This is a genomic window from Pseudomonas sp. JUb52 (assembly GCF_004341115.1).
GTDB lineage: Bacteria > Pseudomonadota > Gammaproteobacteria > Pseudomonadales > Pseudomonadaceae > Chryseomonas > Chryseomonas oryzihabitans.
Genome location: NZ_SLYS01000017.1, coordinates 39,877 through 54,250, shown reverse-complemented (window position 1 = coordinate 54,250; position 14,374 = coordinate 39,877). Strand labels below are relative to the sequence as shown.

Below are 14,374 nucleotides of genomic sequence, written 5' to 3'. Positions count from 1 at the left end.
CTCAGTCAACTGAAAGCTTTCCAGCGCTACCTTGTGGTCCGCGGCATGTGCCGCTGTATTTGCCTGAGGTGCTTCGTCATGAACCTTTCTAAAGCTGTGTTCCTCGCTCTTGCTTTAACCCTTTCCTCGTCTGCTTTTGCTGAAGGCGGTGCCGATCGCGTCTTCACTCGCATGATGGACGCCCAACAAGCAGCGCAAAGCAAGAAAGCCGAGCCGAGGCTAGCTGGCACGTCTGCAGAAAAAAAGATGAAGACGGCAAGGCTTGCTGCTAGCGAAGCGGCCTACCCAATGCTTACAGAAATGTAATCACACCCTACAAAGCGCTGTGACATCTTCCTGACTAGTCTTCTAACTCCTGTACACGGCACCGGTGCCGTCCTCGCTACCAGGACCTGCTCGTATGGAATCAAGAACCTCTCGACGTACCTTCGTCAAAGGCCTCACGGCTGCTGGCATGCTTGGTGGGCTGGGTCTGTGGCGTTCGCCCAGTTGGGCGGCGGCTGGGTCGACAACGCCCCGCACACTGACGGGTACAGAGTTCGATCTGTCGATTGGCGAGATGCCGGTGAACATCACCGGGAAGCGCCGTACGGCGATGGTGATCAATGGCGGATTGCCGGGCCCCCTGTTGCGTTGGAGGGAGGGCGACACGGTGACGCTTCGCGTGCGCAACAGGCTTGATGCGGCTACCTCCATACACTGGCATGGCATCATCCTGCCTCCAAATATGGACGGGGTACCGGGACTGAGCTTCGCGGGTATCGAGCCAGGCGGCATGTATGTCTACCAGTTCAAGCTCCAGCAAAACGGGACCTACTGGTACCACAGCCACTCCGGCTTCCAAGAGCAGGCCGGTGTGTATGGGCCTTTGGTCATCGAGGCTAAGGAGCCGGAGCCGTTCAAATACGATCGTGAGCATGTGGTGATGCTGACGGACTGGACGGATGAAGATCCGGCTTCGCTGATGCGCACGCTGAAAAAACAGTCCGACTACTACAACTTCCACAAGCGCACCGTTGGCGACTTCGTCAACGACGTGGCTGACAAGGGCTGGGCCGCGACGCTGGCGGATCGCAAGATGTGGGCTGAGATGAAGATGAACCCCACGGATCTTGCGGACGTGAGCGGTGCAACCTACACCTATCTGCTCAATGGCCAGGCTCCAAACATGAATTGGACTGGCCTGTTCCGTCCTGGCGAGAAGCTACGCCTTCGATTCATCAATGGCTCCGCCATGACGTACTTCGACATCCGTATCCCAGGCCTGAAAATGACCGTAGTAGCGTCTGATGGTCTTTACGTGAACCCGGTTGAGGTCGACGAGCTTCGTATCGCCGTGGCCGAAACCTACGATGTCATCGTCGAGCCCACAGGGGAGGCTTACACGGTGTTCGCCCAGTCAATGGATCGTACCGGCTATGCCCGCGGCACCCTTGCCGTGCGAGATGGCTTGGTGGCTCCAGTCCCTCCGCTTGATCCTCGGCCCTTGGTCACGATGGACGACATGGGTATGGGCGGTATGGACCATGGCGGCATGGACCACGGCAGCATGAAGGGTACGAATTCTGTGGCCGGTGATGATATGCAGACCATGAGCAGCATGGGAGGCAGCCCTATGCCAGCCATGGACCACAGCAAGATGTCCTCTATGCAGGGCATGGATCACAGCGCTATGGCGGGGATGGACCACGGTTCGATGTCTGGGATGAGCGGCATGACGATGCAAAGTCATCCCACGAGTGAGAAGAACAACCCGCTGGTCGACATGCAGGCGATGACGCCTACCGCCAAATTGAATGATCCCGGCCTCGGCCTGCGTAACAACGGACGCAAGGTACTCACCTACGCCGACCTCAAAAGCACTTTTGAAGACCCTGATGGCCGCGAGCCAAGCCGTACCATCGAGCTACACCTGACAGGACACATGGAGAAGTTTGCCTGGTCCTTCGATGGGATCAAGTTCTCCGAAGCTCACCCTCTGGTTCTCAAATACGGGGAGCGGGTGAGGATCGTGCTGGTGAACGACACGATGATGACGCACCCGATTCACCTGCACGGAATGTGGAGCGACCTGGAGGACGAGGAAGGCAACTTCCTGGTTCGCAAGCACACCATCGATATGCCACCCGGATCCAAGCGCAGCTATCGCGTCACCGCCGACGCCCTGGGGCGATGGGCCTATCACTGCCATCTGCTGTACCACATGGAGATGGGTATGTTCCGCGAAGTCCGGGTAGAGGAGTGAAGCTAGTGACCGCGTTGAATCGACTCCACGTTTGTTCGCTGCTTGCCATCACCAGCTTCAGCATCGCTTCGGTTGGTGCCTTTGCTGCCGAAGCGGGCAGTTCTGACCTGGACCACAGCCAAATGCAGGGGATGGATCATTCCAAGATGCAGGGCATGGACCACAGCCAGATGCAGGGAATGGATCATTCCAAGATGCAGGGCATGGACCACAGCCAGATGCAGGGGATGGATCATTCCAAGATGCAGGGCATGGACTCTGGAATGACCACCATGGCGCCCAGCAAGCCGGCAGCCCTCGCTCAAAGCCGCACACCTATTCCGCCCATCACGGATGCCAACCGGGCGGCCGTCTATCAAAGCGGCAAAGGTCACACGGTCCATGACGATGCCCTCAACTACTTCCTGTTGTTCGATCAGCTTGAGTGGCAGGACGCTGATAACGGCAGTGTGCTGAGTTGGGACGTCAACGGTTGGGTAGGGGGGGATATTGATCGGCTGTGGATTCGCTCCGAGGGGGAGCGCACCAACGGCAAAACCGAATCCGCCGAGCTACAAGCGTTGTGGGGCCACTCGATCGGCCCGTGGTGGGACGTGGTGGGTGGCGTACGGCAGGACTTCAAACCAGGGCCGCCTCAGACGTGGGCCGCATTTGGTCTCCAGGGTCTGGCCTTATACAACTTCGAGGCCGAAGCGACCGCTTTCCTTGGAGAGGGTGGCCAAACTGCGTTGAGGCTGGAAGGCGACTACGACATCCTGCTGACCAATCGCCTGATCTTGCAGCCCACCGCCGAAGCTAATTTTTACGGGCAGAACGACCCCAAACGCGGAATCGGCTCAGGCTTGTCCGAGACGGAAGTCGGAGTGCGCTTGCGGTACGAAATCTACCGAGAGTTCGCCCCGTACATTGGCGTCAGCTGGAACCGCTCCTATGGCAACACTGCCGATTTTGCCCGGGAGGAAGGGGAAGACCGCAGCGAAGCCCGACTGGTCCTGGGTGTACGTATGTGGTTCTAACCAGACACCAAATCTCATTCCCCACGAACGCCCCTTGGGCTGTAGGAGTTCGCATGTTCAATCGTGCACCTTTCATCACGCTCTTTGCCGCTGGAATGCTGTTTAGCGCCCTGGCTCAAGCCCATCCCAAGCTGGTGTCTTCGACGCCTGCCGAAGGAACTGAAGGCGCCGCCCCGGCAAAGATCGAGCTGCACTTTTCTGAAAACCTGGTCACTCAGTTTTCCGGCGCGAAGCTGGTCATGACGGCGATGTCGGGTATGGAGCATCCGCCGATGGCGGTCAAGGCGGCTGTTTCGGGTGGCAGTGATCCTAAGACCATGGTCATCGCACCTGCCTCGCCGTTGACGGCCGGCACCTACAAGGTCGATTGGCGGGCAGTGTCATCAGATACCCACCCCATCACCGGTAGCGTGACATTCAAGGTCAAGTAAGTATGGAAGATCCGTTCAGCATCGGACTTCGCTTCGCGTTGTATGCCGATTTGATGATGCTGTTCGGGCTGGCGCTCTTCGGCCTTTATAGTTTGCGTGGCCCTGAGCGCCGCTCGGGCATGGTATTGCCGTTCTTGCCTCTGCTGGCTACAAGCGCGGCGACGGGCCTCTTGCTCTCGGTCGTGTCCATGGTGCAAATGGCCAAGGCTATGAGCGGGGTTGAGGAATGGGGCGAGGCCATACCGCATGTTGAGATGATGATCGCCGAGACGGAGCTTGGCACCGCCTGGCTTATCCGTATGGCCGCCCTCGTGGCCGCTGCTGTGACCATTGCCTTCAATCCTCGTTGGCCAATGGCGAGCCTGACCGTGGTTTCGCTGCTGGCAGGCGTGGCGCTGGCCACACTGGCGTGGGCCGGGCACGGCGCCATGGACGAAGGCTCCCGCCGCTTCTGGCACTTCAGCGCAGACATACTTCACCTATGGGCCTCCAGTGGCTGGTTCGGCGCGCTGGTGGCTTTTGCCTTATTGCTGCGGCCCAGCAAATCGGAAACGCAGGCATCAGTCCAGATCCTATCGCGCACGCTTACCGGCTTCGAGCGAGCCGGGGCGGTGATCGTGGTGCTGATCGTCTTCACAGGTGTGATGAACTATCTGCTCATCGTCGGACCCCAAATCAGGGGACTGGCGCAAAGCACCTATGGCCTGCTGCTGCTGGGAAAGCTGGGCCTTTTCGGCGTGATGATCGGGCTGGCTTCGGCCAACCGCTTTCTCTTGAGCCCGGCATTGGAGCAAGCAGTCCACCAAGGCGATTACACGCGTGCGGCACGGTCTATTCGCTACAGCATGGCCTTAGAACTGGGTTCCGCCATTTTGGTGCTTGGGTTGATTGCTTGGCTTGGTACGCTGTCTCCCGAGATGGAAGCGGGGAAGTAAGTTTGCCTTCCCCCGTCGTGCCGTCTCGCCAAGATCGTGTCCCCGAGGGTGAAGCATGAAACTGCTGGTAGCCGAAGACGAACCCAAGACCGGAATCTATCTGCAGCAGGGCCTGCGAGAGGCTGGCTTCACGGTAGATCGAGTGGTCACTGGAACGGATGCCATCGATCAGATGCAGACTGAAGCCTATGACCTGCTGATTCTCGACGTGATGATGCCCGGCCTCGATGGTTGGGGGGTGGTAACACGCCTGCGTGCTGCAGGTCAGTCGGTACCGGTGCTGTTTCTGACGGCACGGGATGGCGTGGATGACCGAGTCAAAGGATTAGAGCTGGGCGCCGATGACTACCTGGTCAAGCCCTTTGCCTTTTCAGAACTGCTGGCACGTGTTCGAACGCTATTAAGGCGCGGGCATGGTAGCCCACCGATTCAAACGAACCTGCAGATCGGAGATCTGCAGGTTGACCTACTCAAGCGCCGCACTACGCGAGGCGGCAAGCGAATTGACCTTACGGCTAAGGAGTTTGCCTTGCTGGAGTTGCTGATGCGTCGGCGAGGCGAGGTTCTGTCAAAGTCTCTTATAGCATCACAAGTATGGGACATGAATTTCGATAGCGACACCAATGTCATCGAGGTGGCGATTCGGCGGTTGAGGGCCAAGATTGACGATGACTTCGAGGCGAAACTGCTCCACACCTGCCGAGGAATGGGCTACATGCTGGACGCACAGGACGAAGGATGAAGCCAGGTTCACTCACGCTACGCTTGAGCCTCTTATTCGTAGTAGCAGTTTCTGCCGTCCTTATGATCGTGGGCATTGCCTTCAACGAGTTAAGCCGTCACCACTTCCGCGCGCTTGATGCGCAGGCGCTGGAAGAAAAGCTTGAAGCGATCACCCAGATTGCTCAAGAGCCCGGCGCGAATTCGGACCAGCTCAAGATTCGCTGGCATACGCTGCTGGGAGCACATTCCGAGCTCAGCGCGGTGTTTCTCCAGGCTGACGGAAGCCTCTTTTTTGCGGAGCCTCCCAGATCATCGGTGCCGTCCCTTGCTCAGGCGACCGAGCACGATGGCGTGTGGGAGTGGGAAAGTGACGGACACATGTTCAGGGCCTTGAAGGCGCCAGTCTCGTCGTCGGAAGCCACTGCTCCGCTGACCATGTGGTTGGTACTGGACGTCACGACGCATATGCACTTCTTCGCCATGCTGGAGCGCTGGTTCTGGGGCGTTCTGCTAGCCAGCACCGTGCTGAGTGCCGCACTTGGTTGGCTGGTTGCCAAGAATGGGCTGCGGCCGGTGGCCAAGGTGACCCAGACAGCCGCCTCGATGTCCGCAGGCTCCTTGAAGGAGCGTATTCCTCTGGAGCCCGTGCCCGATGAGTTACGCGAGCTCATCACCGCCTTCAATTCCATGCTCGGTCGCCTGGACGACTCGTTCATACGTCTATCGAATTTTTCTGCCGACATCGCACACGAGCTACGAACCCCGATCAGCAACCTGCGGACTCATACCGAGGTGATCCTGGCCCAAAAGCGGGACTCGGACGTGTACGAGGAGAATCTGACCTCCAACCTGGAAGAGCTCAATCGCCTGTCGGGAATCATCGACGGCATGCTGTTCCTGGCCAAGTCCGACAACGGCCTGATCGTACCTGAACCGGTCGAGCTGGATTTGGGTAGGGTCATCGGCAAGCTGTTCGGATACTACGAGCTTCTGGCTGAGGATAAGGGTATCCAGCTCAAGGCATCGGGAAGCGCCTTGATCTTTGCGGATAGCGTGATGATCGACCGTGTCGTGTCGAATCTGCTGTCCAATGCCCTGCGCTATACACCGTCCGGGGCGACGATTGAGGTCAACATCGAGGATCACGGCAGCAGCGTTGAGCTTCGCGTCGAAAACCCCGGCCCCAAAATTCCACCGGAGCACCAGGCGAGGATCTTCGACCGGTTCTATCGGGTGGATCCAGCACGTCGCGAAGGTGACGGCAATGCGGGGCTCGGGTTGGCCATCGCCCGGTCGCTGATGACGGCGCATGGTGGCACGATCAACTGTACATCCCAAAGAGGCCGAACGGCCTTCACCCTGACGTTCTTGCGACCTGTTGGCATGCAAACCTGAGCGGATGGCTACCGGTGAGCGGGCCATACCTACGGGCGCTTTCAAAACTACCATCGGGAATGGCTTACAGAATTGTAATGTTCCAGGCAAAACCAATTGCGGCAGGCGCCGGTCGCATATTTTGGGTCCTCTGGACCGAGGTCGGCAGCCGCTCACGCGAGTGGAGTTGCCTACTCACTTCGGGGCCACTCAGGTTCGTCACTCTTTCCCAATCTGGAGATTTACCATGACAAACTCTATGTTCGAATCTTGTATCCAGGCCTGCTCCAACTGCGCTATCGTCTGTGAAACCTGCGCCTCCGCCTGCCTGCGCGAAGACGACGTGAAGATGATGGCGCGCTGCATCGAGCTCGACCGAGACTGCGCCGACATTTGCTACATGGCTGCCACGCTAATGGCTCGCGAGAGCGAGTACGCCAAGCAGTTCTGTGCCCTGTGCGCCACGATCTGCCGTGCCTGTGGCGAAGAGTGCGCCAAGCACGAGGCGCAGCATTGTCAGGCGTGTGCCGAGGCCTGCATGCGCTGTGCCGAGGAATGCGAGCGAATGGCCGCCTGATATCGGTCAGTCAGAGGTGGGGCGGCTCGGCTGCCCTCACCATCTATGCCTCCGTCACACTTAATTGCATCAGTCACTTCACTGACCTGTAACGGCTTCAGGGCATTGGGCGTCCCGGTCCGGCCATGTACGCCTGCACTCAGCTGCCCAAACCTGGCGGAAACCACCGTGAACAGCACGAAGCCTCTGGTAGAAGCCAGTACCGAGCTGCGATTGTCATCGCTGCTTTCGTGAAGCTAGAAGACGGCGGCTACTATCAGCAGTCCTGCAGCTAGGTACCAACTATTGATGTCACTCCGATAAGAGTTAGGCTCGGACGTAAGGTCATAATGACATTTTTACTTAGCTGTCAGAGCGACATCTCTACTTAGCCTTGACAGGACGCGCAGCCGGGCAGGGCGGCCGTGCGTGCCTACAACCGGTCATGGCGCAAGATCAGATCCAGAATCCGTGCACGCGGTTCGAAACGATGTGCAGCCAGCAAGGATGACGAAAAATGCCTTACTGGTTAGAAAACTTTTACAACTGACGGGATTATTTAAATCCTACACTGTTATCAGCCATTTTAAAAAAATCATCACGCGCACTTTTCTCGAATGGCTTCATTTCGGCGATATCCTTCTTCATGCTCGCCATGCAGGCATTCATTGTGTTTTGCAATGCATAAATAGTTTGTGCCCGGTGCCTGGCCATTTGGTATTTGTAGCTATATTCGTTCGGCTGATAAATTTTTAGAAAGTATGCGGAATCCGAGTATAAAATCGAAGCGACCGCGGAGTTGACAGAAAAATCAGTGAACAGCTGGTCTGTAGCACCCTTGGCTTTTTCGATTTCTTCATTTAATACAGACGCCATTGCTGAGCAACGTGCATAAAACTCCGCTTTTTCTGGGCTATGAGGACGCTTGGGTGATAGACCAACAACGATAGGCTCAGAAATGATAGTGGTACCCGCTACCTTGCCCTCCTGACCCTTTAGCAGACTGCGGGCCATGCTTACCTTTTCCGCTCCAAGCTTGCTTTCGGCTGCGTCTATCAGAAGCTTGATTTTTGGAAGGTCGTCTGACTTGAGCTTAGTGCTCATCAGTAGCTCTTGAGCGAGCTGAATCTGCGAATCGGCGTTGCCATCGTCAGACTCGAATCGGAGTGTATCGATATAAACATCGTAGCGAGAGGTGGGAGCTTCGCCTTCTTCCTGAGCTTTCCACTCGACGGACGTCCTTGGGAAGTCAGCGTGAGCCCAATTGCAAGCGAGCACGCTCGATACCAGAATAAATTTCCATGCCCTACCGTTCATATCCACCTTCCATACTGAGTTCTGGCATGATTATCGGCGGTAGATAGAAAAGCTTTAGGCACAAAAAACGTCGAAGCGGGGCTTGTACGGGGAAGCTATCGAGCTTCCTCGGGCTCCATACATCCTAGGCGTCGTCATGCTATTCAAGAGGGCCGCAAGGAAAAAAGTTCTCGCAGTCGGACTCAACATACTGCGTCCGGCCGCCGAACTGAAGGGTAAGTACGCTGGCGTCATCTGATCCATCTGCTATCGCATCTTGCGCAGCATGGCTTTTGTACCAGTGGCCATCTGTACATACGATTAGCCGATCCGGTTGAGCATAGGTAACGCTGCAGCTTTCTGGGACGTGCGCACGATGCACCTTTAAGCATCGCGTCAGCACATGCCGTGCATCGACCGGCGCTGAAATCCCCAGCAGTTCCGCTTGGCGACTGAGCGTATGCGGAACCGTTATCCAGGTAACCGACTCATCGGTCTTCAGGATGCCTAGCTGGCAGTCGCCTGCATAAAGTACCTCCACTTGGAGGACGCGTAGGTCAACGAATACGCAACAATAAGCCGCTTTCTCAATCGAAAACTTCGATCTCAGCCGGTCTTGCTCAGCGTTGATAAGCGCGCGGAGTGAGTCTCCATCAAGCGGCGAAGAAGACTCTTGTGTAGCGATGACGATAGACCTTGCCCAGTGCTGCGCAAATGCGGCCCCATCGCCATCTTCGGCCGCGTCAACTACTACCGCCATTACGCCATATTCTGTATACCCTACCGCAGCAGCATCGTTATTGCTGCTGCGCCCTACGCCTTGGCGGCTCTGCCACGTAACGTGCATCAGCCGACTTCCCCGATCAAGGCTCGCATACGCTCGTACAGCAATCTTTCACGCTCGGGATCGTTTCTGGTTTGGTCGCTGATGGCCTCTGGAAATTGGGGGCAGTCGCTGAATAAAAGGCCGATCTCGGCAGCAATGTAATTTCGAACATCGTCACCTGCCTCTTGGATCTCATCCAAAAGCTCTTCGCGGCCCTCAATAAGATTAAAGATGTCTTCTAGGTCCCGGTTGGCGACCGGCTTTCCATTTCCCCTGCCCTTCCATGCTTCGAGTTTGGTCGCGATGAAGTACACCGGATTGACCAGTTTGATTGAAGTGTGCTCGTCCAATCGGTATCGACTTGAGCTCTTGATCGCATCTTGGTACCAGCGATTCGTAAATCCCAGTGAGTCGTCGGCCGGCATAAAATCAACGCGGAGGTCGCCAAGCATCATCGTGCAAATTGGAACGTTTTGCTTCGCAAGGTGGGGCGTCCTAAACCCAGACGCTCGCAGGCGGTTCTGTAGCTCTAAATATTTAATCGCTCCCATTACGGGTACGATCAAGTCGACGTCATCCGTAGCCCGCACTTGATCGCGAATGAACTCGTCTGTGAGCAGTAGACCGGTTGTACACCCTCCTACGAACGTCATGTCTTCGCACAAATCAGGCCCTAGAGCGTGCGCCACCTTGCATATCATCTCTTTCAAAATCGGAAAGACGTTCATGTCATCTCCAGGCGTTCGCGCAGAAGCTCAATAGCCAAATTTCGCTCCCGTGGTTGGCCAACACGAATGGAATCCACTAGCGCCAACAACGCGTACATCTCTGGATCCTTTCGAGCTGCTAGCACTGCGGTCTTGAAGAGTGGTTCAACTTTCATTCCCATCGTTTTCCCTCGGGCATATGGCCACACCGGGATATGTTCACCGCTGCTGATCAGTGAGCGCGAAAGGACAGGAGCGGCGAATCCGGTCGCAATGCCTCTGGTCAGTTCGCCGTACCGAGCTGGAAAGACGAACCGCAGTCCATAGACGAGAAACTCTAATAGAGCCTGGGTGTTGACCCGGGGAAGCTGAGAGCGCACATCCACCCTAGCTAGGCCGATCTCTACGCAATGCTTCAGAGCCAGGGCGATCTGTGATTTGCTGATCCCGGTCTGTTCCTCCAACGCGCGTGCGGTGTAGTAGGAGGCGCCTGGTGACATATCGTCGAGATCGAAATCCGGTTGATACGAGAAGGCGGCATCTTCCTCATTATGGTGCCAGTCGCGCCAATCGTGTGGCCACGTCGCTACAACCTTGTCTCTCGCCTCGTGTTTTTGCAGACATACGAGTCTGAGCATCACGCCTACGTCTTGACCTTTCATTTTTTGCTCGCTCTACTTGTCCCAAGTCCTAGGACACGGGACAATAAGAACAGCAAATTACCTGTTGCGCAAGCGCGCGAGGTCGGCGAGGTTGGGAATAATTGGCCTGCAGCGCGCTTTTAGATACTTAGAGCGGGCGTGAAAAGCTGGCTCGCACGCGTGCCGCAGAAGACCAGTTCTAGGCTACACGCTGGGCGACACCGGTAACGGCCGGTCTGGGTTAGGCGAGGGTCGGTCCCCCGCTTCCACCATCTTCTGCTACCAGCGGCTCGCCAACGCCGTTGTACAGCGCCGCGTCAGCCTCGCGCGCACGTTGCATGCGGATGACCTCGGCCCCGGTGCAACTGTAACGCCGCCAGTACCGCCGTGCTTCGCATCAATCTACCAGCAGGAGCGGAAAGCCGGTCCGCTGAGCGGCCGCAAGTAGGCTATCCAAGAAGGTATTCCAATCGAAGCAGCGGCGGTCGACCCAGCCCTTACCTAAGTGGCGCGCAGGCGATCTGAGGGATATTGACGAAGGAACTCGCTCGCTGCTTCGGCTGGCGCCTGCAGCCATTCCTTGATCGAGCCATTCGGCAGTATCGCCAACATCCGCTTCTCATCTTCAGGCCGATGGTAGTTCTTCATGAAGGGGTGATCGTCAGCGTTGACGGTCAGCATGGTGAAGCTGAAGCGCCCCTTGCCATCTGGATCGCTCCATTCCTCCCACAGCCCAGCGATCGCCATCAGGCCGCCGTCGGCACGCTCGATCCGCGTGGGCACAGCCTTCCCGCTGCGCCAGTCGGGCTCATAGATCGCTGCTGCAGGGATGATGCAGTGCTGGACCCTCTTCCAGGCGGTGCGAAAGGAGTTCTTTGTGGCAGCCGTTTCGGAGCGGCAGTTGTAGGTGCTGCGCCCGAGCTTTCTGCCCTTTGCCCAACCAGGCAGCAAGCCGAACTGGCCTACCGATATGTCGTACTCCGGTGCGCCGTCATCCTGCGCCTCGGCTGGGTTCAGCCGAACGAAGGGTCCCATGTAGAGGGGCCAGAGCTCGCCTTGGTATTGCTCGTCGACGGAAGCGCCGAATGCGCTTTTCAACCGCGCCGGCGTCGGCGCCTCATAGTGACTGCACATGCCCTGTCGCCTCCGGGAAATCTAACCTGGTGCAGCCGCCTTGTTGGCCGCGCCACCTTGTTTGACCCGTTGGCCACGCTGCGTTCCAGATGGGCTGCTGCCACCTTATCGGTCAAGGAGCCGCAAGCACCCCCGCCTCCCAGCCGCAGGCTCAGCGCCAGGGACAGGTGAGTGGGTCCACCCACCATGGGATTCGAGCATGATCATCAGCAGATATCTGAGTTCCACCGATAGCATCGCGGTCCTCTGAAGCGGGGCAATAGCTAAGCTGCTCCCCAATTCTCCGGGCGAAATGTGGCCCTACTTCACCAGATCCAAGATCTCAGGTCCTGAAATTGGAATGCCAGCAGGGACGCTCACGAAATCGCTGATTCGGCCCAAGAATGCAGCGGCGTCGTCTGTGTTCGAGAGGGGGCGGCCGAAGAGCAATACGTTCGCCGGGTAGCCATTCTGATCCCAGTCGATCGAGAGGCGCTCCAGCTGGTACAGCACACCGTTGCGGAGCCGCTGAACAATCCCGTCTTTCTCGTACCCAGCCTGCCCCAGCGCGTGCTCGCAAATAAAGCGCCTGATCGCAGAGCTCTTGAACAACGCGTCAATCTGCGCCTCAGGTGAAGCGTTGCGCACCTGCTCCCAGACTTCCGGCTCCGCCATCATGAGCACGCTCATCAGCTCGGTGCGCAGCCGCGCGATGTAGCTGTTCAGCCGGTGGGACATTGGGACCTCAGATCTGTTGTCGCTGGTATACGGTGATCGCTAGCAGACCGGACCGGTCCAGCGCGGGCCTCGTCACGAGCTGCCAGCCCGCCATGCTGCCAAGGTACCGCACGCCGTCTTGGTTACCTGCGTGGCGATGCTGCTTATGCCGAAGTACCTCGGCAGGGAGCGTCACTTCGCGATTCAGGTCACGGACCACCCGCGCCAGCCGCGGGAAGACGTTCTCCGGCTTGCACTCACCCTTCGTCTCGTCCAGGTACTCGACCAGGGTGTGATGGGTCAGATAGATCTTGCCGAATACCGGGTTCTCTACCGACGGTTGCGGAGGGGGCGTTCCGTCCCACTTAACGCAGAAGGCCTGGTGATCCCCACGGGTCCAGGGCTTGTTCTTCTCGACGCTGATACCGCTGAGGCCGAAGAACTGGGTGCGCAGCGCGTTCGACGTCTCGTAGAGCTCGCCCTTGGAGCTGTCTGAGAGCAACAGGCGCTTCACCGCACCGCGTGACACCACAAGCTTCAGGTTTCCGCAGTTACGCTGGTGCCCGGCCAGCTCGAATTGCACCAGGGCGCACCACAAGCCGTAGAGCTCGATGAAGTCGAGCACGTTGTCGCCGAGGTCTCGGCTCAGGTGGACCTCGATCCGGCGGAAAAAGCGGTCGTCACCATTGAACAGGACGCTGTAGACGCCTGGCGCGTCCGTGGCCGCGGTGCTCACTTTGCAAACTTTATAGGTCATCGTTTGGATCTCGGCAGGTAACTGGAACCTAGTCTCCATGCCTTTCGAAAATTGCAAACGCCGATTCTAGCGCGGTTGTGGGTCGAACCTTCCAGTGCGTCATACGATCACTCAGAAGTCGTCGTAGCTGACCTTCCAGAACAGGTCGACGCTACCGTCATCGCGGTGGGCAATGATGACGCCCTCCATCTCGCTGATCGCCTCGAGCAGCTGGTCCCAGTCCTGATCTCTCGCGTCGCGTCGTTCAACGTGGACGTGCTTTTCTCGGACGCCAGGCGCGCTCATGACTTGCCTATGAACCCTAGCGGCAAGCTGGTCATAGGGCGTCAATGCCGGCGGTGGGGTGCGGGCCATCTCCACAGGTCCCATGGGGATGTTCTTTTATACAGTATTAAACCGGCCGGCCTGCTGGCAACCGGTGCGTGCCTGGCGAGACGAAAGGCATCTGCGTTGATCGCGAGGCAAAAAAAAGGGTCAGCGTGCGCTGACCCTTTCAGGGTGTTCGGTCTGACCGAACAAGGTGTTGATGATGAGCTGAGCCAAAGGCCGGTACCCAGACTCAAGCGCGACGCTTCCGGAACCTGGCGTTCCTGGCGCTCACCATCAGGGGTGTCACTGCCAAGCGCTCGCCCATCGCGGCCATATCGCTCCGGCTAGAGCTCGCGGGGTGACACTCCGAGGCAGCGCGCGATGAGCGACTGCAGGCCGACATGCGGCAAACGGCCGAGGCTATCGAAGACCTTCCGCGTCACACTGGCATGATGGGCAAGGTGCTCGAGGACGAACTGCCGCTGCTGCAGCCTTGCCTTGATCCAACGAAGCCGGCCTGGCTCAGTGCGAGGACATTCCTGCAAAGGCTGCGGGCGCGTCTCCCATTGGGCGACATGCTTCCCGAAGCCTTCCATACCGGCCTGTGCTGCTGTGGCGCCGCTCAGCTGTTCGAGCAGCGCATCGAAGGCCTGCTGTGCGACCTCCGACCACGGTACGCCATAACGCTCCGGGAAGAGCGCTTCCACCGTCACCTGAAGCGTCTCGGC

At 57.9% G+C, this 14,374-nt stretch carries 17 protein-coding genes; 8 read left to right on the top strand and 9 right to left on the bottom strand.

The window, feature by feature from the left end; genetic code table 11:
• Window positions 1-78: 78 nt before the first annotated feature.
• From EC839_RS21815 to EC839_RS21780, 8 genes are all read left to right on the top strand, one after another.
• Window positions 79-306 carry a co-regulatory protein PtrA N-terminal domain-containing protein gene (locus EC839_RS21815; protein ID WP_064308076.1) on the top strand — a complete coding sequence of 76 codons (228 nt, stop codon included), beginning with the start codon at window positions 79-81 and terminating at the stop codon, window positions 304-306.
• A 94-nt stretch (window positions 307-400) separates the two neighbouring features.
• Window positions 401-2,245, top strand: a complete 1,845-nt coding sequence (locus tag EC839_RS21810; protein ID WP_017641154.1) for a copper resistance system multicopper oxidase — start codon at window positions 401-403, stop codon at window positions 2,243-2,245.
• Between the two features lie 5 nt (window positions 2,246-2,250).
• Window positions 2,251-3,261 carry a copper resistance protein B gene (locus tag EC839_RS21805; protein ID WP_017641153.1) on the top strand — a complete coding sequence of 337 codons (1,011 nt, stop codon included), beginning with the start codon at window positions 2,251-2,253 and terminating at the stop codon, window positions 3,259-3,261.
• Between the two features lie 53 nt (window positions 3,262-3,314).
• Window positions 3,315-3,692, top strand: a complete 378-nt coding sequence (gene copC, locus EC839_RS21800) for a copper resistance system chaperone CopC (RefSeq protein ID WP_007163121.1) — start codon at window positions 3,315-3,317, stop codon at window positions 3,690-3,692.
• 2 nt (window positions 3,693-3,694) lie between these two features.
• Entirely contained in the window at window positions 3,695-4,627 is a 933-nt protein-coding gene (gene copD / locus EC839_RS21795; protein WP_017641152.1) for a copper homeostasis membrane protein CopD, read from the top strand.
• A gap of 55 nt (window positions 4,628-4,682) precedes the next feature.
• The gene (locus tag EC839_RS21790; RefSeq protein ID WP_007163124.1) at window positions 4,683-5,369 is read left to right on the top strand and encodes a heavy metal response regulator transcription factor; all 687 of its coding nucleotides are present in this window, start codon (window positions 4,683-4,685) and stop codon (window positions 5,367-5,369) included.
• Window positions 5,366-6,745 carry a heavy metal sensor histidine kinase gene (locus EC839_RS21785; protein ID WP_017641151.1) on the top strand — a complete coding sequence of 460 codons (1,380 nt, stop codon included), beginning with the start codon at window positions 5,366-5,368 and terminating at the stop codon, window positions 6,743-6,745. The genes EC839_RS21790 and EC839_RS21785 overlap by 4 nt, the downstream gene beginning before the upstream one ends.
• A gap of 226 nt (window positions 6,746-6,971) precedes the next feature.
• On the top strand, window positions 6,972-7,301 hold the full coding sequence (locus EC839_RS21780) for a four-helix bundle copper-binding protein (RefSeq protein WP_007162846.1): 330 nt from the start codon (window positions 6,972-6,974) through the stop codon (window positions 7,299-7,301).
• Between the two features lie 534 nt (window positions 7,302-7,835).
• On the opposite strand, the gene EC839_RS21775 is transcribed toward EC839_RS21780, so the two are convergent.
• From EC839_RS21775 to EC839_RS24350, 9 genes are all read right to left on the bottom strand, one after another.
• The gene (locus EC839_RS21775) at window positions 7,836-8,384 is read right to left on the bottom strand and encodes a hypothetical protein (RefSeq protein ID WP_169854969.1); all 549 of its coding nucleotides are present in this window, start codon (window positions 8,382-8,384) and stop codon (window positions 7,836-7,838) included.
• A 352-nt stretch (window positions 8,385-8,736) separates the two neighbouring features.
• Window positions 8,737-9,423: a PP2C family serine/threonine-protein phosphatase gene (locus EC839_RS21770; RefSeq protein ID WP_132833155.1), complete on the bottom strand. Its 687-nt coding sequence runs from the start codon at window positions 9,421-9,423 to the stop codon at window positions 8,737-8,739.
• On the bottom strand, window positions 9,423-10,130 hold the full coding sequence (locus EC839_RS21765) for a nucleotidyl transferase AbiEii/AbiGii toxin family protein (protein ID WP_007162844.1): 708 nt from the start codon (window positions 10,128-10,130) through the stop codon (window positions 9,423-9,425). The genes EC839_RS21770 and EC839_RS21765 overlap by 1 nt, the downstream gene beginning before the upstream one ends.
• Window positions 10,127-10,771, bottom strand: coding sequence for a hypothetical protein (locus EC839_RS21760; protein WP_007162843.1), 645 nt, complete (start codon window positions 10,769-10,771; stop codon window positions 10,127-10,129). The genes EC839_RS21765 and EC839_RS21760 overlap by 4 nt, the downstream gene beginning before the upstream one ends.
• Before the next feature lie 480 nt (window positions 10,772-11,251).
• The gene (locus EC839_RS21755) at window positions 11,252-11,884 is read right to left on the bottom strand and encodes an SOS response-associated peptidase (protein ID WP_007162842.1); all 633 of its coding nucleotides are present in this window, start codon (window positions 11,882-11,884) and stop codon (window positions 11,252-11,254) included.
• A gap of 300 nt (window positions 11,885-12,184) precedes the next feature.
• Complete coding sequence (locus EC839_RS21750) at window positions 12,185-12,601, bottom strand: hypothetical protein (protein WP_007162841.1); 417 nt, start codon at window positions 12,599-12,601, stop codon at window positions 12,185-12,187.
• 7 nt (window positions 12,602-12,608) lie between these two features.
• Complete coding sequence (locus EC839_RS21745) at window positions 12,609-13,337, bottom strand: hypothetical protein (protein ID WP_231893055.1); 729 nt, start codon at window positions 13,335-13,337, stop codon at window positions 12,609-12,611.
• Window positions 13,338-13,448: 111 nt separating this feature from the next.
• On the bottom strand, window positions 13,449-13,691 hold the full coding sequence (locus EC839_RS21740; protein WP_231893056.1) for a DUF1654 domain-containing protein: 243 nt from the start codon (window positions 13,689-13,691) through the stop codon (window positions 13,449-13,451).
• A gap of 299 nt (window positions 13,692-13,990) precedes the next feature.
• Window positions 13,991-14,359: a hypothetical protein gene (locus EC839_RS24350; protein ID WP_177416782.1), complete on the bottom strand. Its 369-nt coding sequence runs from the start codon at window positions 14,357-14,359 to the stop codon at window positions 13,991-13,993.
• Window positions 14,360-14,374: the final 15 nt, after the last annotated feature.

Coding starts and splice junctions, on each gene's coding strand:
- EC839_RS21815 (WP_064308076.1), top strand. CDS start 79: ATGAACCTTTCTAAAGCTGTGTTCCTCGCTCTTGCTTTAACCCTTTCC.
- EC839_RS21810 (WP_017641154.1), top strand. CDS start 401: ATGGAATCAAGAACCTCTCGACGTACCTTCGTCAAAGGCCTCACGGCT.
- copC (WP_007163121.1), top strand. CDS start 3,315: ATGTTCAATCGTGCACCTTTCATCACGCTCTTTGCCGCTGGAATGCTG.
- copD (WP_017641152.1), top strand. CDS start 3,695: ATGGAAGATCCGTTCAGCATCGGACTTCGCTTCGCGTTGTATGCCGAT.
- EC839_RS21790 (WP_007163124.1), top strand. CDS start 4,683: ATGAAACTGCTGGTAGCCGAAGACGAACCCAAGACCGGAATCTATCTG.
- EC839_RS21785 (WP_017641151.1), top strand. CDS start 5,366: ATGAAGCCAGGTTCACTCACGCTACGCTTGAGCCTCTTATTCGTAGTA.
- EC839_RS21780 (WP_007162846.1), top strand. CDS start 6,972: ATGACAAACTCTATGTTCGAATCTTGTATCCAGGCCTGCTCCAACTGC.
- EC839_RS21775 (WP_169854969.1), bottom strand. CDS start 8,384: ATGAGCACTAAGCTCAAGTCAGACGACCTTCCAAAAATCAAGCTTCTG.
- EC839_RS21770 (WP_132833155.1), bottom strand. CDS start 9,423: ATGCACGTTACGTGGCAGAGCCGCCAAGGCGTAGGGCGCAGCAGCAAT.
- EC839_RS21765 (WP_007162844.1), bottom strand. CDS start 10,130: ATGAACGTCTTTCCGATTTTGAAAGAGATGATATGCAAGGTGGCGCAC.
- EC839_RS21760 (WP_007162843.1), bottom strand. CDS start 10,771: ATGAAAGGTCAAGACGTAGGCGTGATGCTCAGACTCGTATGTCTGCAA.
- EC839_RS21755 (WP_007162842.1), bottom strand. CDS start 11,884: ATGTGCAGTCACTATGAGGCGCCGACGCCGGCGCGGTTGAAAAGCGCA.
- EC839_RS21750 (WP_007162841.1), bottom strand. CDS start 12,601: ATGTCCCACCGGCTGAACAGCTACATCGCGCGGCTGCGCACCGAGCTG.
- EC839_RS21745 (WP_231893055.1), bottom strand. CDS start 13,337: ATGACCTATAAAGTTTGCAAAGTGAGCACCGCGGCCACGGACGCGCCA.
- EC839_RS21740 (WP_231893056.1), bottom strand. CDS start 13,691: ATGGCCCGCACCCCACCGCCGGCATTGACGCCCTATGACCAGCTTGCC.